This window comes from Azospirillum cavernae (assembly GCF_003590795.1).
GTDB classification, from domain to species: domain Bacteria; phylum Pseudomonadota; class Alphaproteobacteria; order Azospirillales; family Azospirillaceae; genus Azospirillum; species Azospirillum cavernae.
In genome coordinates this window covers 1149292-1168252 of sequence record NZ_QYUL01000001.1, presented here as the reverse complement: position 1 = coordinate 1168252, position 18961 = coordinate 1149292, and the positions used below count along the sequence as shown (strand labels likewise).

18 protein-coding genes are annotated in these 18961 nt (G+C 66.7%); 10 read left to right on the top strand and 8 right to left on the bottom strand.

Going from position 1 to position 18961, the window contains the following annotated elements; all coding sequences use genetic code 11:
* The first annotated feature begins 7 nt into the window (after positions 1 to 7).
* The 8 genes from D3877_RS05530 (at position 8) to D3877_RS05495 (ending at position 6222) form a co-directional block, all read left to right on the top strand.
* Positions 8 to 922: an MBL fold metallo-hydrolase gene (locus D3877_RS05530; protein WP_238474741.1), complete on the top strand. Its 915-nt coding sequence runs from the start codon at positions 8 to 10 to the stop codon at positions 920 to 922.
* Positions 923 to 1068: 146 nt separating this feature from the next.
* Positions 1069 to 1854, top strand: a complete 786-nt coding sequence (locus D3877_RS05525; protein WP_238474740.1) for an outer membrane lipoprotein — start codon at positions 1069 to 1071, stop codon at positions 1852 to 1854.
* A gap of 82 nt (positions 1855 to 1936) precedes the next feature.
* On the top strand, positions 1937 to 2437 hold the full coding sequence (locus D3877_RS05520; RefSeq protein WP_119829709.1) for a PaaI family thioesterase: 501 nt from the start codon (positions 1937 to 1939) through the stop codon (positions 2435 to 2437).
* 183 nt (positions 2438 to 2620) lie between these two features.
* Positions 2621 to 3085 (top strand): 50S ribosomal protein L13, encoded by a 465-nt coding sequence (gene rplM, locus D3877_RS05515; RefSeq protein ID WP_119829708.1) that lies wholly within the window; start codon positions 2621 to 2623, stop codon positions 3083 to 3085.
* Between the two features lie 5 nt (positions 3086 to 3090).
* Positions 3091 to 3579 carry a 30S ribosomal protein S9 gene (gene rpsI / locus D3877_RS05510; protein WP_119829707.1) on the top strand — a complete coding sequence of 163 codons (489 nt, stop codon included), beginning with the start codon at positions 3091 to 3093 and terminating at the stop codon, positions 3577 to 3579.
* 113 nt (positions 3580 to 3692) lie between these two features.
* Positions 3693 to 4757, top strand: a complete 1065-nt coding sequence (argC, locus tag D3877_RS05505; protein ID WP_119829706.1) for an N-acetyl-gamma-glutamyl-phosphate reductase — start codon at positions 3693 to 3695, stop codon at positions 4755 to 4757.
* A gap of 169 nt (positions 4758 to 4926) precedes the next feature.
* Entirely contained in the window at positions 4927 to 5445 is a 519-nt protein-coding gene (locus tag D3877_RS05500; RefSeq protein WP_119829705.1) for a gamma carbonic anhydrase family protein, read from the top strand.
* A gap of 186 nt (positions 5446 to 5631) precedes the next feature.
* A complete protein-coding gene (locus tag D3877_RS05495; protein ID WP_119829704.1) occupies positions 5632 to 6222 on the top strand; it encodes an OmpA family protein in 591 nt (196 codons plus the stop codon).
* Positions 6223 to 6338: 116 nt separating this feature from the next.
* On the opposite strand, the gene D3877_RS05490 is transcribed toward D3877_RS05495, so the two are convergent.
* Positions 6339 to 7001: a pyridoxamine 5'-phosphate oxidase family protein gene (locus tag D3877_RS05490; RefSeq protein WP_119829703.1), complete on the bottom strand. Its 663-nt coding sequence runs from the start codon at positions 6999 to 7001 to the stop codon at positions 6339 to 6341.
* 127 nt (positions 7002 to 7128) lie between these two features.
* Here D3877_RS05490 and pdxR point away from each other — a divergent pair, with 127 nt between their 5' ends.
* Entirely contained in the window at positions 7129 to 8610 is a 1482-nt protein-coding gene (gene pdxR, locus D3877_RS05485; RefSeq protein ID WP_119829702.1) for a MocR-like pyridoxine biosynthesis transcription factor PdxR, read from the top strand.
* A gap of 10 nt (positions 8611 to 8620) precedes the next feature.
* On the opposite strand, the gene D3877_RS05480 is transcribed toward pdxR, so the two are convergent.
* The 7 genes from D3877_RS05480 to D3877_RS05450 form a co-directional block, all read right to left on the bottom strand.
* On the bottom strand, positions 8621 to 9535 hold the full coding sequence (locus D3877_RS05480) for a glycosyltransferase (RefSeq protein WP_119829701.1): 915 nt from the start codon (positions 9533 to 9535) through the stop codon (positions 8621 to 8623).
* Positions 9536 to 9791: 256 nt separating this feature from the next.
* A complete protein-coding gene (locus D3877_RS05475) occupies positions 9792 to 10085 on the bottom strand; it encodes a chaperone modulator CbpM (RefSeq protein WP_119829700.1) in 294 nt (97 codons plus the stop codon).
* Positions 10082 to 11053 (bottom strand): DnaJ C-terminal domain-containing protein, encoded by a 972-nt coding sequence (locus D3877_RS05470; protein ID WP_119829699.1) that lies wholly within the window; start codon positions 11051 to 11053, stop codon positions 10082 to 10084. Before D3877_RS05470 ends, D3877_RS05475 begins: the two co-directional genes overlap by 4 nt.
* A gap of 35 nt (positions 11054 to 11088) precedes the next feature.
* Positions 11089 to 11280, bottom strand: coding sequence for a hypothetical protein (locus D3877_RS05465; RefSeq protein WP_119829698.1), 192 nt, complete (start codon positions 11278 to 11280; stop codon positions 11089 to 11091).
* Positions 11277 to 11756, bottom strand: a complete 480-nt coding sequence (dps, locus tag D3877_RS05460; RefSeq protein WP_119830802.1) for a DNA starvation/stationary phase protection protein Dps — start codon at positions 11754 to 11756, stop codon at positions 11277 to 11279. Before dps ends, D3877_RS05465 begins: the two co-directional genes overlap by 4 nt.
* 56 nt (positions 11757 to 11812) lie before the next feature.
* Entirely contained in the window at positions 11813 to 12370 is a 558-nt protein-coding gene (locus D3877_RS05455; protein ID WP_119829697.1) for a general stress protein, read from the bottom strand.
* A gap of 163 nt (positions 12371 to 12533) precedes the next feature.
* A complete protein-coding gene (locus D3877_RS05450) occupies positions 12534 to 17219 on the bottom strand; it encodes a chemotaxis protein CheB (protein WP_119830801.1) in 4686 nt (1561 codons plus the stop codon).
* Positions 17220 to 17617: 398 nt separating this feature from the next.
* On the opposite strand from D3877_RS05450, the gene D3877_RS05445 reads away from it, so the two are divergent.
* On the top strand, positions 17618 to 18727 hold the full coding sequence (locus D3877_RS05445) for a response regulator transcription factor (protein ID WP_119829696.1): 1110 nt from the start codon (positions 17618 to 17620) through the stop codon (positions 18725 to 18727).
* Positions 18728 to 18961: the final 234 nt, after the last annotated feature.

The window sequence follows — 18961 nt, the reverse complement described above, 5'->3', positions numbered from 1 at the left end:
TAAGATCATGATGATGACCGCTCCCGTTTCCCGTCGCCGTCTGCTCGCCGTCGCTGGCGCGACTCTGGCCCTTGGCTCCGTCGCCAGCCTGCCGTTGAGCGGGACGGCGCGCGCCGCCGCGCCGCTGGCCTGGACCGTGCTTCCGGGCGCCGCCACCTCCTTCTTCAAGGCGTCGGTCCTGCTGACCGGGGCGACGGAGGCCGTTTTGATCGACGGCGCCTTCACTCGCTCCGAAGGGCGCGCCCAGGTCGCGGCGATCAAGGCCAGCGGCAAGCGGCTGACCACCGTGTTCGTCAGCCACGGCGACCCGGACTATTATTTTGGCCTGGAAGAGATCCGCGCCGCCTTCCCCGAGGCGCGAATCGTCGCCACGGCGGAGACGGTCGCCCACATCCAACGCACCGTGGAGAAAAAGCGCGAATTCTGGGGGCCGAAGATGGGGGCCGACGCGCCGACCACCATCGTCCTTCCGGTCGTCCTGACCGCCCCCGTCCTGGAGTTGGATGGCGAGCGGCTGGAGATCGTCACCCCCGAAGCGGGGTTGCCGGGCCGCGCCTTCGTCTGGGCGCCGTCGGTCAACGGCGTGTTCGGCGGGGTTCTGCTGTTCGCCGGGCTGCATGTTTGGACCGCCGACACGGCGCAGCCGGAGCAGCGGCAGGCGTGGTTGCGGGCGCTGGACGCCATCGCCGCGCGCAACCCCTCCCTGGTGGTCGCCGCCCACATGGCCCCCGGCTCGCCAACCGACGGCGGAGCGATCCGGCACACCCGCGACTATCTGCGGGCGTTCGATGAGGAACTGCCCAAGGCCGCCAACGGGGCGGCGCTGATCGCCGCCATGAAGGGCCGTTACCCGACGGCGGGGCTGGAGATCGCGCTCGACATCGGGGCCAAGGTCGCCAAGGGCGAAATGCGCTGGGGCTGATCGCCCGGTTCAATCCCCGCGCCCTGCCTGGATTCCCATGATTCAAGGCAGGGCGAATCGGGGCTGGTCTCGAAAAAATGCGGGATGACTTGCGGGCCGGCATCCCGTATGACGGAGGTTAAGCCTCTCAAGCGGATGGTATCCCCTTGTCGCGTTCATTTATGCTCTGCCTCATCGTCGTGGCCGGTGGCCTCGCCGGTTGCGCGTCCGATTACTCCCCCAACACCTACTCCAGCTCGGCGGTTCAGCAGGCCAACAAGGTCGAGCCGGGCGTCGTCGTCGGCTATCGCCAGATCGCCATCAGCGCCAACGGCACGGTCGGCGCCGTGACCGGCGGGGCGGCGGGCGGGATTCTTGGCGCGCAGGTCGGGACCGGCGGCTTCAACTCCGCGCTGGGCACCGTGGGCGGCAGCGCCATCGGCACGATCCTCGGCACGACGCTGGAGCACATCGCCGGGGACACCACCGGCTGGGAATACATCGTCCGCAAGCCGAACGGCGAGTTGCTGTCCTTGAGCCAGCGCGAACCGACGCCGATTCCCATCGGCCAGAAGGTGTTGGTCATCACCGGCGGTCAGGCCCGCATCATCCCCGATCATTCGGCGCTTGGCGACGGGGCGGCTGCGCCGTCAGCCGCCCCGACTCCCGTTCCCGCGCCGGAAAAGGCCAAGGTCGAGGCGAAGGCCGAGATCAAGACCGAACCGTTGGAAGCGCCCGCCGCGACCACACCCGTCACGCCCCCGGCGACGGCGCCCGCCGCCCCGTCCGCCAACAGCGAGGAGCCGGTGCGTCTCGCCCCGGCGCCATTGTCGTCGTCCGCCCCGGCGTCGTCTTCGGAGCCGCCGCCCGCCGCGCCCGCGCCCATCGGCGCGGCCTCGCCGCCGGTTGCGCCAACCCCGACGACGGGCGACACGCCCAAGCTGGCGGAATAACGGGTCATCCCGGCTTGCCCAACCCCTTGGTTCTGACGCACTCTTTGGTTTGTCAACCAAACGAACCGTCAGCCGAGGGATCATGACCGCCACCACCACGCCCGCCGTCCCCGCCATTGGACTGCCCGCCATTGGACTGGACGAACTCGACCGGCTGATCCGCGAGGGGGTTCCCTTGGTCGGAAGCTTCGGCATCGTCATCGACAGTCTGGGGGCCGGAACGATCCGGCTGCGTCTTCCCTACAAGGATGATTTCGTCCGACCCGGCGGCACCGTCACCGGCCCGGCGATGTTCGGGCTGGCCGATGTGGCGCTGTATGGCGCGGTGCTCAGCCTGATCGGGCGGGTGGAGTTGGCCGTCACCACCAGCATGACCATCAATTTTCTGCGTCGTCCGCCGCCCGTCGCCATCATCGCCGAGGCGCGTATCCTGAAGCTGGGCAAGCGGCTGGCCTATGGCGAGATCTTGATCTTTTCCGAAGGCGATCCGGCCCCGGTCGCCCACGCCACCGGCACCTATTCGATTCCGCCGCATGATCCGGTGACGATTGCGGTATCGGGATACCGATCCCCTGTGCCCTGAGAAAAAGACGTGGAAAATCAATGGGGTTGCCGCTGAGGTATTATTATACCGCATGTGCAAATCATTGATTTTCCCGGTTAATTTTTATGTTGACACCGACGTCACGAAACCGTAGAAACCGTCCGCTTCGGCGCCCCGGATTCGGCGGCCCGCCGATCTGTGTTAGACCCAACGAGTGTGGCGATGAAGACCTTCAATCTGAAGCCGACCGAAATCGAGAAGAAGTGGTACGTCGTTGACGCCGACGGCCTCGTTCTCGGACGGCTTGCCAGCATCCTGGCGAATATCCTGCGCGGCAAGAACAAGCCGACCTACACCCCCCACATGGATTGCGGCGATCACATCGTCGTCATCAATGCGGAAAAGGTGAAGCTGACCGGCAACAAGCGCGACGCCGACATCTTCTATTGGCACACCGGCTATCCGGGTGGGATCAAGGGCCGTTCCAAGGGCCAGATCCTGGACGGCAAGTATCCGGAGCGTGTCGTTGAGAAGGCCGTTGAGCGCATGGTTCCGCGCGGTCCGCTGGGCCGTAAGCAGATGACCCACCTCAAGGTCTACAAGGGCGCCACCCATCCGCATGAGGCGCAACAGCCCGTCGTCCTCGACGTCGGCTCGATGAACTCGAAGAACAAGCGGAGCGCGTAATCCAAATGGCTCAGGTTACAACCACCCTTTCCGGCCTGAAGGATCTGACGGGCGCCGCCACGACCGCGACCGTCGCCGAAGAACTGGCCGCGCCGAAGCTCGACGCCCAGGGCCGCGCCTACGCCACCGGCAAGCGCAAGGACGCGGTCGCCCGCGTCTGGATCAAGCCGGGTTCCGGCAAGGTCACGGTCAACGGTCGCGATCAGAGCGTCTATTTCGCTCGCCCCGTGCTCCGCATGATGATCGAACAGCCGTTCGGCATCACCGAGCGCGCCCAGCAGTTCGACGTGGTCGCGACGGTCGCCGGTGGCGGTCTGTCCGGTCAGGCCGGCGCGGTTCGTCATGGCATCTCCAAGGCCCTGACCTACTTCGAGCCGACCCTGCGTCCGCCGTTGAAGGCCGCTGGCTTCCTGACCCGCGACGCCCGCACGGTCGAGCGTAAGAAGTACGGTCGCGCCAAGGCTCGCCGCAGCTTCCAGTTCTCGAAGCGTTAAGCCCTACACGGACCCGCGCCGTTACGGTACAAGGCAGGGGCGTCCCGAAAGGGGCGCCCCTTTCTTATTGCCCTCATTTTCCATCCGACTCCCCAGCGAAGGACATCGGTTCCATGGCCCCGACCAGCACATCCAGCGGCACGCCGATTCGTGTCGGCATCCTGGGCGCTTCCGGTTACACCGGCGCCGAACTGGTGCGCATGCTGCTGCGCCACCCGAACGTCACGATTGCCGCCCTGACCGCCGAGCGACAGGCCGGAAAGGCGATGGCCGAGGTGTTCCCGCATCTGGGCGGCTATGGCCTGCCCGATCTGGTGAAGATCGACGCGCTCGATTGGAATTCCCTGGACTTCATTTTCTGCGCCTTGCCGCACGGCACCACGCAGGAGGTCATCGCCGGGCTGCCCAGCCATTTGAAACTGGTCGATCTGTCCGCCGATTTCCGCCTGACCGATCCGGCGGAATACGCCACTTGGTATGGGCATGAGCATCGCGCGACCGATCTTCAGAAAGAGGTCGTTTACGGCCTGACCGAGTTCAACCGCGCGGGCGTCGCCCAGGCGCGAGTCGTGGCCAACCCCGGCTGCTACCCGACCTCGTCGCTGCTGCCGTTGCTGCCGCTGCTGTCCAAGGGCTTGATCGAATCGGACCGCATCGTCATCGACGCCGTGTCGGGCGTGTCGGGCGCGGGGCGTGACGCCAAGCAGGCCAATCTGTTCTGCGAGGTGTCGGAGGGATTCGCCGCCTACGGCGTCGGCCATCACCGCCACATGCCGGAGATCGAGCAGGAATTGCGCGGGGCCGCCGGGCGTCCGGTGACGGTGTCCTTCACCCCGCATCTGGCGCCGATGAATCGCGGCATGATGGCGACGATCTATGTCCGCATGACCGACGGCGTCACGGTGGACGATCTGCGCGCGGCGTTGGCGGCGCGTTACGCGGACGAGCCGTTCGTCGGCGTCACCCCCGCCGGGGTGGTTCCGTCGACCCGCCATGTCCGCGCGTCGAATCACGCCTTGATCGGCGTGGTGGCGGATCGCGCGCCGGGCTGCGCCATCCTGGTGTCGGTGATCGACAATCTGGTGAAGGGCGCGTCGGGGCAGGCCATCCAGAACATGAACGTCATGATGGGCTTCGGCGAAACCACCGGCATCGACCAGGCGCCGCTGTTCCCGTAACCGCCAAAGACAGCGCGCGCCCGGCGTTCATCACTGTGTCGCTGGGCGCGCACTGTTGCAAAGGGGCCGCAGCTGTCGCCGCTTTGTTGGCGAATGGCGGATTCCGGTGGTGCCTCTCGTCTTGTGGTGGTTCAATCCCGCCCGTCACGCATGGCTCAGGAACAGCCTTATGTCCGCGATCATCCGTGCCTTCAACGGCGTAATCCCGACCATCGACCCAACCGTCTTCCTCGCGGAAACGGCTGTGGTGATCGGGGATGTCGTCATCGGCCCGGAAAGCGGAATTTGGTATGGCTGCACCGTGCGCGGAGATGTCAACAAGATCCGAATCGGCACGCGCACGAACATTCAGGACGGCACGGTCATCCATGTCGCCCAGGATGGGCAGGGCACCTACATCGGCGATGACATCACGGTCGGCCATATGGCGCTGCTGCACGCTTGCACGCTGGAGGACGGCTGTTTCATCGGCATGAAGGCTTGCATCATGGATGGCGCCTATGTCGAGTCGGGGGCGATGGTCGCCGCAGGGGCGCTTGTGACACCCGGGAAACGGGTGAAACAGGGGTTTTTGTGGGCCGGAAGCCCGGCGAAGCCGGTTCGTGAGCTTACCGAACGCGATCTCAGCTATTTTCCGGTATCCGCCCGCCGCTATGCGGATTTGGCGGAAACCTACCGGAAAAGCTGATATGGAAGAGGAGCATAGGCCCGGTTGGCGGGGCGGATGGTCGAAAGTCTGGGGTGTCTGTGACCAACAGCGCATTCTGTGACTTGAAGACGGCTGCCTTGCTTGCGTAGGGTCTGATGCTTGCATTGAAAGGTTCATCCCCCGCAGGCACTCTGATGGGGAAGGGTTCTGGAAGGGAGTGAAGACATGAAGACTCTTGTTCGCGCTGGTCTGGCGTTCGTGCCGGCCGTTGTTGTTGCTTTCGGTCTGTCGGCCGCCGCCAACGCCCAGGACGCGAGCCTGGTCGGTAAGGGCACCGTCTGGTGCAACCCTGTCCATGGCTGGAACAGCCAGGTTCCGGCGGGCATTGACGCCCGTACGGCGAGCGGCGGTTACGTCATCCATCAGGGCAGCGTTCCCTGCCAGGTCGCGGCTGCTCCGGTGGCTCCGGCTACGGTGCAGAGCGAATATCTGGTGTTCTTCGACTTCAACAAGTCGACGATCACCCCGGCCGCTGACCGCGTCGTCGGCGACGCCGTCGCCGCGATCCTGAAGTCGGGCGGCGCCAAGATCCACGTTGTCGGCCACACCGACAGCTCGGGTTCGCCGGCCTACAACCAGAAGCTCTCGGTTGCTCGCGCCACCGCCGTGAAGAACGCGCTGATCGCCAAGGGCATCGTCGCCGCCAACATCACGACCGAAGGCAAGGGCGAGAGCCAGCTGCTGGTTCAGACGGGCGCCAACGTGCGTGAGCCGTCGAACCGTCGCGCGCAGATTCTGCCGAAGCTCGCGAAGTAAGGATGGATTTGGACCGTTCCGGGGGTTTCGGAACGGTCCGTCTTTCTGCAAGAAAGGCCGCGTTGGGTTTTCCCAGCGCGGCCTTTCTTGTTTTGCCTCATTGGAGATGACTGGGGTCAGCCGCGATCCTCAATGGGCGCTCCGGCGACGATCTCCAGCGGCACGACGCCCGCCCAAACCGGGTGCGCCATATCCTCCGGGTCATCCTTTGGCGGGCCGGACCGAACCTTGGCCGACGCTTCGCTGATGGGGAAGGCCAGCACGCTGGTCGCCTTCAGCTCTTGGACGTTGGGCGCGCGCACTTTGGCGGCTCGACCCGGTTCAATTTTCTCGACCAAGGCGTCGAGCGCGGCGCGCTTTTCCGTCTCGTCATCGACCAGACGCGGGCGCCCGAACAGCACCACCGAGCGGTAATTGACCGAATGGTGGAAGGCCGAACGCGCCAGAACCCAGCCGTCGATCAACGACACGGTGATGCAGGCGTCGCCGCCGCTTTGCAGACGGCGAATCATCCGGCTGGACGACGCCCCGTGAATCAGCAACTCATCGCCGACCCGCCACGGAATGGTCGGGATGACCACCGGCACGGCTTGACCATCGGCGCTCTCGGCGTTGGCGTCGAGGAAGCCGATGTGGCAGACCGGGGCCTCGTCGATGATGGCGTTGATGGTGGCGACCTCGTGGGTGCCGCGATCCCCCAACCGCACGGCGCGGGTCCGGCGGGTTTGGGGCAGGGTGGAAGCGGGTGGGGTGGAAAGCGAATCGGAATTGCTGCTCATGGCCGTGCGATGCGTCCGGTTGTTGCGATGACTCAAGCTTTGCCGTCAAATTGGTCCAGCAAAAAGAGCCATATTGAGAATTCTGTTGGGTCCAATTTGAATTGGATCGGCAGAGGGAAGGATCATCATGGGGCGTCGCGCCCGCCCGGTTCTCGCCAGCCTTGGCCCGGTCGCGCTGGACCGCGCTGGGGAGGAGCCGTTGCACCGCCAGCTTTACCGCGCTTTGCGGCAAGCGGTGGTCGATGGGCGCCTACGACCGGGGGAACGGCTGCCGCCAACCCGCGCCTTGGCGACGGAGTGGGGCCTGTCGCGCAACACGGTGGTGACGGCCTATGACACGTTGTTGGCGGAGGGCTACATCACCGGCAAGGTTGGGGCGGGCAGCTTTGTCGCCAGCGCCCTGCCGGACGCGCCGCCGCAAGGCGCGCCGGGGCGCTTGGAAACCCGGCGCGGCGTTGGGCTGTCACGCCGGGGGCTGAGTTTGGCCGCCGTCGGCCAGGACACGCGCGATCCTCAGGGACGGCCCTTTTCCTTGGGAAGCCCCGATCTGGCGGCCTTTCCCTTCGCGCTGTGGGCGCAATTGTTGGGGCGAAGCTGGCGGGTGGGCGGACGCGCCTTGGCGGTCGAACCCGATCCGTTGGGGCATCTTCCCTTGCGGGCCTCGGTCGCCAGCTATCTGCGGGCGGTGCGCGCGGTGCGCTGCGAAGCGGAGCAGGTGGTCATCGTCTCGGGCGCGCAACAGGGTCTGTCGCTGGTGGCGCAACTGCTGCTCGATCCCGGCGATGTGGCGTGGGTGGAGAATCCCGGCTGGCCGGGCAATCGGGCGGCGCTGCTGGGGGCGGGCGCCCGGCTGGTTTCGGTGCCGGTCGATCAGGAGGGCATTGACGTCGCCGAAGGGATGCGGCGCGGGGCCGACGCCCGCGTCGCCCTGGTCACGCCGTCCCACCAGTTTCCCTTGGGCGTCACCATGAGTTTGCGGCGGCGCTTGCAATTGCTCGACTGGGCGGCGGCGCGCGACGCCTGGATCATCGAGGATGATTACGACAGCGAGTTCCGCTATGTCGGGCCGCCGCTGGCGGCGCTTCAGGGGTTGGATGGGGCCGGGCGGGTGCTTTATGTCGGCAGCTTCAGCAAGGTGATGTTTCCGGCGCTGCGGCTTGGTTATGTCGTCGTCCCGCCCGATCTGGTCGGCGCGGTGCGGGCGGTTCGCCGCCATTTCGACGGAGGAACCAGCGTCGTGCCGCAAGCCGCCCTGCATCATTTCCTGGCCGACGGGCATTTCGCCTCGCATCTGCGGGCGATGCGGGCGCTGTATGGCGGCAAACGGGCGGGAATGCTCGACGCGCTGGAGCGGGAATTCGCCGGGTTGGGCCGGGCGGAGGCGGGCGAGGCCGGGTTGCACGTCATCCTGCATCTGCCGGAAAACCTGCCCGACCGCGTCCTGTCGGCGCGGGCCAGGGCCATCGGGCTGACCGTTCCCGCTTTGTCGGACTATTACGAGGATGGTCGCGGCGGCAACGGCCTGATGCTGGGCTTCGCCGCCCATGACGGGGAGGCGTTGGAGCGCGCGGTGCGCGACCTCGCCCATCTGGCGACGGACATGGCGTGACGAAGCGCCGTTACGGCGCGGCGTCCGCCCAAGCCGGATAGCGCAGGCTGAGTTGATGGGGGCGGTCGGCCATGTCCAGCACCGGGCGCAGCACCGACGGATCGGCGCGCATCGCGTCCTCCCCCGCCATGTGGACGATGCCCAAACGACGGTTGGGCAGGTAATATTCGACCAACTCGCGCTTTTCGGGATCGAAGCGCCAGGGGCCGATGTAGTTGCACCATTCCGGCAACAGCTCGACCGGCAGCCCGTCCAAATAGATCGCCCCCGCCATGGCGAGCTGGTCGGAGGTGAAGAGACGCCCCTTTTTCAGAACCCGCACCTGCCAGCGCTGAAACGCCTCCCAATGCGGGGCGTTGGCCTTCAGCGCGTAGGCCCCGGCGTTCAGGGTCGGGCGGGTGGCGAGCGTCCGGCTCTCCGCCGTGCTCAGCCCGGCGCGGGAGGCGTTTTTGAACAGGATGGAGCGGACTCGGGCGAAGCGCCCGAACAGCCAATCCAGCCGCAATTCGGTTTCCGAGAAACGCCCGAACTGGGCGACGATGGCGAAACGGTCGAGCGCCGCGCCTCGCCGCAGCAGATCGACCGCCGCCCAATCCTGCACCCAGGCGTCGGCGTCGATCCAGATCACCGTCTCATAGCCGGGGAAATAGGTCGGCAGATGCAGCTTGGCCAGATTGGCTTTCAGATGGATGCGGTTGCGCAGCCGATGCGCCGGAACTTCCACCGGCCAGGGCGGCGTGACCACGGCCAAACCCTGCGCGGACAGCTCCTCTTTCTGCTCCTCGGTCAGACCGGCGTCGATGATCCCAATCGGGCATTCCGCCGCCGGTTTCAGGGCGCGCAGCGAAGCGACCAGCTCGCGGATCAGCGGGCAATAGCGGGAATCGCCCCCGGTGACGATGATGAAGGAGCCGAGAGGGGCCATGATTCGCGCGTCGCCGTTCCTGTGTCGAATGGGACCGCAGCCTGAGGGGGACGTCCGGTCAAGTCAAGCGGGCAACGAACGCGCGGCGCAGGGCGACCGGCTGCTCGACAGCGGCCTGTTCAACCCGGACACGCTGCGTGAACTGGTGCGGCAGCCTGTGTCCGGGCGCAACGACCATGCGGCGGCGCTGTGGCTGCTGCTGATGTTCGACGCCTTCCTCGCCAATGAGTCGGAGCGGGATGGTCAGCGGGGCGCGTCAGCGCGCGCCCTGGCCCTGGTTCTGGCTGCGATCACGGTCATGCTCGCGCAGCAGGCGGCGCAAATCATAGAGCTGGTCCAGCAGGGACAGGATGATGGGCAAGGCCTCGTCATTGACCGCCATGTCGTCGCGCAACTCGCGGATCAGGCGGATGCGGGCGACGTCGATGTCCTGGAACATCGGTCGGCTGGGTGGGCCGTCGGCGCGCACCCAGCGGTTGGACAGCCAGGATTCGAGATCCTGGCGGCGCAGCCCTGGACTCTCCGCGATCAGCAGGTCGATGGCGATCATGCCGGTTCCTCCATCATGCGCCGTGGGTTGGCGGGACGCTCCGGGGTCCAGTCGCGCAGAAAGGCGTCGAGCGCCGCGTCCGGCTCCGTCCCCAGCGTCAGGCGCAGGGTCGCGAAGAGATCCCCCGCCACGCCCTCCGCGCCGTCGCCGCCGGTGGCGGGCACGCCGCGCCCGCGCAGGCGGAATTCGGCGCCGTTGTCGGAATGGGGCGGAACCCGCATGCGCACGGGGCCGCCCGGCGTCGGAACTGAAATCGACGCGCCGAGCGCCGCTTCGCGCAGCGTCACCGGCACATCCAGCCGGATGGTCTGACCGTCGCGGGTGAAAAAAGGATGAGGGGCGACGGTGACGGCGATCAACGCGTCGCCCGCCCCGCCGCCGTCGCGTCCTTCGCCGCCCTGGCCGCGCAGCCGCAGCACGGCTCCATCGTCGGTTCCCGGCGCGATCCGAACGTCCAATGTGCGACCGTCGGGCAGGGTCAGCCGCCGGGTGGCGCCGTTCACCGCCTCAAGAAAGGCGATCTCCAGCGCGTAACGCTCGTCGCGCCCGCGCCGTTGGCCGGATCGTCCGGCCTTTTGGCGGTCTGTGTTGAAGATCGATCCGAACAGCCCGCTGAAATCCTCGGCGCTCCAGCCCCCGCCCATTCCCTCGCCATCGTCGAAGCCCGCCGGGTCGCCAGCGTGGCTGTAGCGGCGTCCTCGGGCCGTTTCGGCGTGGTCGCGGTAGGAGGGGCGGGTGGGCCGTTCTTGCCCGGAGGGGTCGATCTCGCCCCGGTCGAACCGTCCGCGCTTTTCGGCGTCGGACAGCAGGCCGTTGGCCGCCGCCACCGCTTTGAAACGTTCTTCGGCCTTCGCGTCGCCGGGGTTGAGATCCGGGTGGTGGGCCTTGGCGAGCGCAAGATAGGCGCGCCGGATGTCGTCCTGGCTGGCGTCGCGCGCCACGCCCAGGATCACGTAGGGATCCTCCATCCGCCGCTCCCTTCTTGGCTCCGGTGGTGAGCGGTTCAGCGCGGCTCGTCGTCGCCGCCGCCGTCACTGACCCCATCGTCAAGCGGGGCGGTTTGCTCCGTCGGCGAACGCCGCAGCGCCTTGACCCGCGCCGCCGCGCGCTCGCTGGACGGCGAGCTTCCCGACAGGGTGTTGAAGCGTCCGGCGATGCGCGGCATCCGCCCCCGCGACGGCAGGAAGCCGATCATGAATGCACCGCATGGGATTCGACGAACCACAGTTGCTGGTCGATTCCGCGTGAGATTTGCGTGAAGAGATCCGCCGTGTCGGCGTCGCCAAAGGCCGACGATTCCGTGATCGCGCCGCGCGCCGATTGGCCGAACGCCGCCAGCGTCGCCGACACCGCGAACACATGCTCACGCTCGTCGGCGAGGCCCAGCGTGTAGGGCGCCAGAAAGGAATCGCTCGCCGCGACCTGGACCGTGCCGTGGGCGGTTCCGCCCAACCCGCCCGCCCGCTCGGCGATCAGATCGGAATAGGCCTCCACCTGTTCCGCCACGCTGTCGAACAGTTGATGGAGGGCGATGAAGCCCGGCCCCCGCACGTTCCAATGGGCCTGTTTGACCTGCCCGTGCAGATCGACCGCTGCGGCCAGATGCTTGTTCAAAAGCGCGACGGATTGCGTCCGAATGTTTTCGGACAAGGTGTTGTGAGTCGGGCGCATGATGGACGTCTCCCAAAAATCGGACGGGGTCGGCGGCGCGATCAGCCTGTCCGCCGTCACGAGGTGGCTTCGGCCATCGGCGCCGTGACCGTCGGCGTTCCCATCGTGTGCAGGTCGAGCCGGGTCGGGTTGACCGTTTCAAGCACAATTTTGGCGCGCGTGATCTCGTCCGCCTCGCCATGCGCCATCACCAGAAAGCCATCGGCCTTCAAAGCCGTGTCATAGTCGATGACGCTGTCCTTGGGCACGCCCAGGCTGTAGAGCGCCGCGCCCAGCGCGCTGACGCCGCCGACCAACGCCGCGCTTTCGATCATGGAAATCACCGACGCGGTCAGATAGCCCAGCACGACGACCGGGCCGACCACCGGGGTGGTGACGAACACGCCGGCAAAAAACAGCCCCCACAGGGCGCCCCAGAACAGGCCGCGCGATCCCCAGAATTTGATCCGGTCGCCGATGTTGTAGAATCCGACAACTTTTTCCTCGGTGTGGTAGCCCTGGCCGACGACGCTCAACTGCTTCATGTCGAAACCGGCCTCGGCCAGTTTCTTCACGGCCTTTTCCGCGTCCTCGTGGTTGGCGAACACGGCGATGGCGGTGCTTGTGGTGTCCATGGCGTCATTCCTGTGTCGAAACAAGGAGATCGCTCGGGATCGCAGGACGTCGCGCGCGCGGAGACGCGCGGTCCTGTCGCCCGGAGCCTGCCAGAACAGTAATCGCGGTTCCAGGGAGCCGGGCAGGACCGGAAACTACTCAAACCATGCGCCGCCGTGTCTGTCACGGTTCTTGGCGGTATCCGGGTTCGTTGTCGGCGTCGATCCGGCTTGCGGTCAGGACGTCGCGCATGGCGGACAGCAGGGCCTGGGGGCCGAGCGGTTTGTGGAGCAGCCGGAACCCGCTGTCGCTCGCCTCCCGGATGCGGGTGGGGGAGGTGTCGCCGGTCAGGAGAATGCCGGGCAGCGCGACGCCGAAGCGTTGCCCCAAGCGGCGGATGGCTTCCGATCCGGTTTCCTCCCCTTTCAGGCGGAAATCGGCCAGGACCAGGCGCGGCGGACGGTCGTCCAGCTTGTTCAGCGCGGCGTCGCCGTCGGTCGCGGTGACGACCTCATAGCCTTGTTCGGTGAGAAGCCCGGTGACGCCGTCCAGAACGGTCGGGTCGTCGTCGATGACCAGCACGCGTTCCCCCTCGCCCCCGACGAGCGGCGGCGGTTCCTCGTCGGTTGGAATGGCGGCGCCGTCGGGGGCCAAGGGAACGAGAATCTCGAAGAGGGAGCCTTTGCCCAGGGTCGAGCGGACATGAATCGGATGACCGAGCAGCTTGGCGAGCCGATCGACGATGGCCAACCCCAGCCCCAGCCCCTGGCGACGGTCGCGCTCCAGATTGCCGACCTGATGAAACTCTTCGAAGATGGCGGTCAATTGATCCTTGGCGATGCCGGGGCCGGTGTCCCACACCTGAATGCGAACGGTCCGCCCCCTCCGCCGACAGCCGACCAGAATGCGGCCCTGGTCGGTGTGCTTGACCGCGTTGACGATGAAGTTCCGCAAAATGCGCACCAGCAGTTTCGGGTCGCTGCGCGCCGCCAACCGTGTCGGAACCCACCGCAGCGCCAACCCCGCCGCCGTCGCCAGCGGCGCGATTTCGGCGCACAGGGCGGCGATCATGCCGTCGATCAGGAAGGGCTGGGGCGTCACCTCGATGATTCCCGCGTCCAGGCGCGACACGTCCAGAATGTCGTCCAGCATGGCGGTCAGCGCGCCCAGCGCGTTGCCCATGTTGGACAGGAGTTTGCCCGACGCGGCGTCAAGCGGTTGCAGGCCAAGCAGATACTGGAACATGACCAGGGCCTGGACCGGCTGGCGCAAATCATGGCTGGCGGCGGCCAGAAAGCGGGTTTTGCTGGCGCTGGCCTGTTCGACCACCAGCTTGGCGGCGGCCAGTTTCTCACGGACGCGGGTTTTCTGGGTGATGTCCTCCATGGCCAGCAGGATCAGGCGGCCCGCCTGATTCATCTGGCGGGCGTTCAGCAACAACCGGCGGGGCGCGCCGACGTCCTGGCCGACGGTGATTTCCAACGCGTCGATGGCCGCGTCGTTGGGGATGACGCTGTGCAGCGCGCCGCGCAGGGCGGGGACGGCGAACAGGCCGTCGGCGGCCTCGTCCAGCGCATGGCCCAGGGTGGTCGCCGGGGTGGTGGCGAAGGCTTGGTAGAAGGCGGCGCTGGCCTCGACCACGCGCAGGCTTTCGTCCAGCACCAGCAACGGTTCGCGCACGGTGTTGACGATGGCCTTGGCGAAATCACGATCCGCGCGCAACAGCGCCAGCGTGTCGGCCCGCTCCATGGCGAGGCCCAGCACGCCGGTGATGGCCTGAACGAAGGCGAGGTCGCTGGCGGCGAAATGATCGGCGGTTTGGCTGAAGGCCAGCAGGATGGAGGGGGGCGCGCCGTCGCCGCCAAAGGCGACGCCAAGGCCGCTGACCGCGCGGCGTCCCGGCGAGGGCGCGCCCATCTCTGGGTCGGCGGCGATGTCGCCGACGATGACCGGCTGGGCGGTCAGCAAGACCCGCTCCGCCAAGGTTCGGGCGTCGTTGGAAAAGGCGGGCGAGCGGAAACCGCCGAGCGGCGTCAAGCCGTCCGCCGCTCGGCTTTGAGCATCGCGATCCGGGCGATCCTGATCCGGTCCATTTTGATCCGGCGCGTCGCGGCGTGGGCCGCGCGTGGCGCCGTTCGCCGCGCCAAGGATGAGGACGCTGTCGGCGTTCAGCCCCTCGGCGATCAGCCGCGCCGCCTCCGCCAGCGCGTCCGGCCCGCCGTCTCCGGCCAAGGCCTTGCGGCCAAGATCGGCGATCAGCTTGTTTTGCCGGGCTTGCAAGGCCATGGCGGTGCTGGTGCGCTTCAGCGGGGTGACGTCGCTGAAGGTGATGACGACCCCCTCCACCCGGCCATCCTGGGTTCGGTAGGGTTGGATGCGGCGCAGGAAGGTGACGTCCAGGTCAATTCCGTCAACCGTCACCTCCCGTTCCGAGGCGGTCAGGGAGGCGAGGACCGATTGGATGTCCACCACCAGACCCGGATCGGTGAAGCGGCGGGACAGGTCGGTGATGGGCCGCCCGATGTATTGCGGCAAAACGGTGAACAGCCGGGTCGCCGTCGGCGTGAAGCGTTTGATCCGCAGGTCGGGCGACAGGAAAACGGTGGCGATGTTGGTGCTGCTCAACAGGTTGGTCAGATCGTTGGTCGACACCTCCAGCTCATCGACCTTTTCGTGGAGCTGGCTGTTCAGCGTGTTCAGCTCCTCGTTCAGCGATTGCAGCTCTTCCTTCGAGGTTTCCAGCTCCTCGTTGGTGGATTGATACTCTTCGCTGATCGACAGGTTTTCTTCCTGGGCGACGCGCAAGGCTTCGTTGGCGGTTCCAAGCTCTTCCAGCGTGTCGTGCAGTTCCTGGCGGGTGACGCGCAGCTCATAGTCGATCTGTTCGGCGGTGGCGCTGTCAATGGCCGCCGGGACAACGGCCGGAACGGCGCCGGCCGCTTCGTCGTTGGTGAACGTCACCAGCAAAAGATCACTTCCGGCCTTGAGAAAGCGGACGGGGATGACGGTGATCGTCACGAACACGGACGCGCCGTGCCGCTTGTGGCGCACCCCGGCGATCCGCACCCGGCTGTGGGAGGCGACGGCTTGGGCGACGCCGCCGCGCAGCTTCGCGCGCAGATCGCCACGGGTCATCGCCGTCAGATCCCACGGCGGTTCGCCGGTCGGCAGGTCGAGAAAATCGCTGGTCGGGCCAAAGAGATATTGAATGCGGCTCCGCTGGTCGATCAGGACCGCCGCCGGGGCGTATTCCAGCAGCAGGGCCTGCCGCAGGATTTCTGACGGGCGGTTGACCCGCGTCGCCACCCCCGCCTCGGTCGTGGCGGCGGTCGTGGCCGAGGCCATGGTGGTGGACGCCGACGGCGCTTGCGCGCGCCCGCCGCCGCGTTCCGCGCCGATCTTGCGGTAAAGCCGCCATTTCTTGGACAGCGGGGCGAATTGATCGGATCGGGGGTCCACCGCCTCGGCGGTGCCGAGAAACAGGCAGCCGTCCGGGGCAAGGCCAAAATGGAACAGGCCGAAGATCCGTTTCTGCGCGTCCGGCTCGATGTAGATCAGCACGTTGCGGCAACTGACCAGATCCAGATTGGAGAAGGGCGGATCCTTGAGCAGGTCATGCTGGGCGAAGGTCACGGCGTCCCGCAAGGGCTTGGCGACCCGATAGCCGGTGTCCGTCTTGGTGAAAAAGCGATCCAGCCGCGCGGCGGAAACGTCGGCGGAAATGCTGTCGGGGTACAGGCCGTTGCGGGCGGCGGTCAACGCCCGGCTGTCCACGTCGCTGCCGAACACCCGGATGTCGCTGGGCTTGCCAGCCTGGGCGCAGGCCTCCATCAGCAGCATGGCGATGGAATAGGCCTCCTCCCCCGTGGCGCAGGCGGGAACCCAGGCGCGGATTGGCTGCGCGCCCTGCCGGTCGCGGACCAGCGGGGCGAGAACCTCCTGCGCGAGAAGCTCGAACGCCGGGGGGTCGCGGAAAAAGCGGGTGACGCTGATGAGGATGTCGCGGGACAGATTCTCGATTTCGGCGGGGTTGCTGTCCAGGAAGGCGCGGTAGGCCGCCATGTCGGCGATCTGGCGGATCCCCATCCGCCGTTCGATGCGGCGAACCAGCGTCCGAGTTTTGTAGGCGTGGTGATCGCGGTTGGTGTGGGCGCCCAGCAGGCTGAGGATGCCGTCCAGGGCGGGATCGTTGGTTTCGCCGTCGTCGCCGTTCTCCTCCGTCTCCACCACGCCGCGAAGATAGGGTTGGCGGGCGAAGGCGATCAGGGCGCCGGGAATCCGCTCTGGCGCCAGGACGTAATCGGCCATGCCGGTGGCGATGGCGCTGGTCGGCATGCCGTCGAACTCGGCGGTCGCGGGGTCCTGGACCACCACCAGACCGCCGCTTTCCTTGATCGAGCGCAGGCCGTTGGTTCCGTCGGCCCCGGTTCCCGACAGCACGACGCCGATGGCCTTTTCCTGTTGATCGGTCGCCAGACTTCGGAAAAACAGGTCGATGGGCAGCGCGGCCTCGCTCGGCATGGCGGGCTTTTCGATGCGCAACCGACCAGTCTCCAGGGTCGAGAGCAGGCCAGCCGGGGCGATGTAGACATGATCCGGCTCCAACAGGACAGCGTCGTCCGCCGTGCGAACCGGCAGGCGGGTGGATTTGGCGAGCAGATCGACCAGCAGCTTCTCGTTGTTCGGCGTCCGGTGCTGAATCACGACGAAGGCGAGGCCGCTGGCCTCCTCCGCCGCGCTCAACAGGCTGGTGAGCGCCTTCAGCCCGCCCGCCGACGCGCCGACGCCGACCACCGCCAAAGGCTTGGCGGAGGCGACCGGCGTCGCCGCCGGTTGCTTGTCGGGCTGGAATTCACCGGGCTTGACCATGGCGCGCTCCTCGTCATCCCGCAACGCTCGCAGGTCAGGCGTTTGATTCCAAAAGCGTTTCGTTTGCAAGACTTTAAAAATCATTATGGGCGCGGCATGGGGGGATTCCTATCCCTATCGGATTGAGGAGGCTCGGCAATAAGCCATAGCCGTGCGCCGGATCACGCCTCGCGCGCGGTGGTTTGGCGCCAGGCGGCGCAGTTCCGGCCACAAGGGAGGGCCGATTCCCCAGACGGTGGCGGTCGAAACGGCGGTCGATCCGCTTTGTTCCACCGTCCCGCGCGTTGAACCGGCGGTCATAGGCCATCGGCCCCTTGTCTGAGGGGGGCGCGCGGGATGGGCGTGATATCGTCATCCCCGATAACCTCTGATGACGCGCTCCAGAAAAGAAGACGACGATGATCGGCACGGCGCGGACCCGATTGCGGACAGGATCGCCGACGGCGGCGGACGTCACGGTCATTCCCCAAGACAGCGCGCGGGTCGCTGTTCTGGAACAGGAACTGGCGGAGGCGCGCCGGGACTTGACCGCCGCGACCCAAATTCTGGAGCGGGGGGAGCAGGTCAATCGGGACACGGCGCGGCGGCTCGCCGTCGCCGACCACGACCTTCGGCAACCGTTGCAGAGTTTGGCGCTGCTCCAACCCCTGTTGGTCAAGGCCGTTGCGGGGACGGACGCGGCGACGCTGATGATCCTGTTGGATCAATCGGTGAGCGCGCTGTCCGCCCGGCTGCACGCGCTGTTCGCAGGCGACCCGGCGACGGGCGATGGGCGCTTGGATGGCGGGCGCTTGGATGGCGACGCTGTCTGTGTGGCGGTGGTGGCGGTGTCGCCTCAGTCTCTACCTCCGGTTGATCCAAGCCCGATGGAGCTTCTCCGTGTTGGCGACGCGTCCGCCGCCATCATTGTCATCGACGACGACCATCTGGTGCGCGACGCGCTGCGCGGTCTGCTGGAGGATTGGGGCCGGATCGTCGAAGCCTATCCCTCCGGCGAAGAGTTTCTCGCCGTCCACAGTCCGGGGCAGGGGGCCTGTCTGCTGATCGACGCCTGTCTGCCGGGGATGAGCGGCCTTGCCCTGCTGCGCCGTTTGCACGAGGACGGCGACCGTTTGCCGGTCATCATGATAACCGGCAACGGCGATGTGACGATGGCCGTGGACGCGATGAAGGCGGGGGCCTGGGACTTCATTGAAAAGCCGATCGATGGCGCGCAACTGCTCGTCATCGTCCAGCGCGCGGTCGACCAGGCGTGCGAATCCAACACGCTCCACGCCTGGCGGGAAAGCGCCGCCACCCACCTGACCGGCCTCACCCAACGCCAACGCCAGATCATGGACCTGGTTCTGGCCGGTCATCCCAGCAAAAACATCGCGGCCGATTTGGGCATCAGCCAACGCACCGTGGAGAATCACCGGGCCGCGATCATGCGAAAAACCGGATCGAAATCCTTGCCCGCCTTGACCCGCTTGGTCTTGGCCGCCGCCGAGGCCGACAGCCAACGGTGACGCGCGCGGGCGGCGGAACCGGCTGATGATGGCGTCACGACCAGCGCGCCGGAATCCGTCCCCGATCCACGGACGCGCAGAAGGCGTCAGTCTGCAAACAAACGAAAAACGGGTCGGCAAGCCGACCCGTTTCCACGTTGGACATCCCAAAATGCGGACATCCCAAAATGCGGCTGTTGATCGTCCTTGAGTGTCTTTGCGCCGAATTCGGAGCAAAAATCTAACGACTCTCAA

Excerpts from the sequence above, each read along its gene's own strand:
- D3877_RS05530 (WP_238474741.1), top strand. The coding sequence starts at position 8 with ATGATGATGACCGCTCCCGTTTCCCGTCGCCGTCTGCTCGCCGTCGCT.
- D3877_RS05520 (WP_119829709.1), top strand. The coding sequence starts at position 1,937 with ATGACCGCCACCACCACGCCCGCCGTCCCCGCCATTGGACTGCCCGCC.
- rplM (WP_119829708.1), top strand. The coding sequence starts at position 2,621 with ATGAAGACCTTCAATCTGAAGCCGACCGAAATCGAGAAGAAGTGGTAC.
- rpsI (WP_119829707.1), top strand. The coding sequence starts at position 3,091 with ATGGCTCAGGTTACAACCACCCTTTCCGGCCTGAAGGATCTGACGGGC.
- argC (WP_119829706.1), top strand. The coding sequence starts at position 3,693 with ATGGCCCCGACCAGCACATCCAGCGGCACGCCGATTCGTGTCGGCATC.
- D3877_RS05500 (WP_119829705.1), top strand. The coding sequence starts at position 4,927 with ATGTCCGCGATCATCCGTGCCTTCAACGGCGTAATCCCGACCATCGAC.
- D3877_RS05495 (WP_119829704.1), top strand. The coding sequence starts at position 5,632 with ATGAAGACTCTTGTTCGCGCTGGTCTGGCGTTCGTGCCGGCCGTTGTT.
- D3877_RS05490 (WP_119829703.1), bottom strand. The coding sequence starts at position 7,001 with ATGAGCAGCAATTCCGATTCGCTTTCCACCCCACCCGCTTCCACCCTG.
- pdxR (WP_119829702.1), top strand. The coding sequence starts at position 7,129 with ATGGGGCGTCGCGCCCGCCCGGTTCTCGCCAGCCTTGGCCCGGTCGCG.
- D3877_RS05480 (WP_119829701.1), bottom strand. The coding sequence starts at position 9,535 with ATGGCCCCTCTCGGCTCCTTCATCATCGTCACCGGGGGCGATTCCCGC.
- D3877_RS05475 (WP_119829700.1), bottom strand. The coding sequence starts at position 10,085 with ATGATCGCCATCGACCTGCTGATCGCGGAGAGTCCAGGGCTGCGCCGC.
- D3877_RS05470 (WP_119829699.1), bottom strand. The coding sequence starts at position 11,053 with ATGGAGGATCCCTACGTGATCCTGGGCGTGGCGCGCGACGCCAGCCAG.
- D3877_RS05465 (WP_119829698.1), bottom strand. The coding sequence starts at position 11,280 with ATGATCGGCTTCCTGCCGTCGCGGGGGCGGATGCCGCGCATCGCCGGA.
- dps (WP_119830802.1), bottom strand. The coding sequence starts at position 11,756 with ATGCGCCCGACTCACAACACCTTGTCCGAAAACATTCGGACGCAATCC.
- D3877_RS05455 (WP_119829697.1), bottom strand. The coding sequence starts at position 12,370 with ATGGACACCACAAGCACCGCCATCGCCGTGTTCGCCAACCACGAGGAC.
- D3877_RS05450 (WP_119830801.1), bottom strand. The coding sequence starts at position 17,219 with ATGGTCAAGCCCGGTGAATTCCAGCCCGACAAGCAACCGGCGGCGACG.
- D3877_RS05445 (WP_119829696.1), top strand. The coding sequence starts at position 17,618 with ATGATCGGCACGGCGCGGACCCGATTGCGGACAGGATCGCCGACGGCG.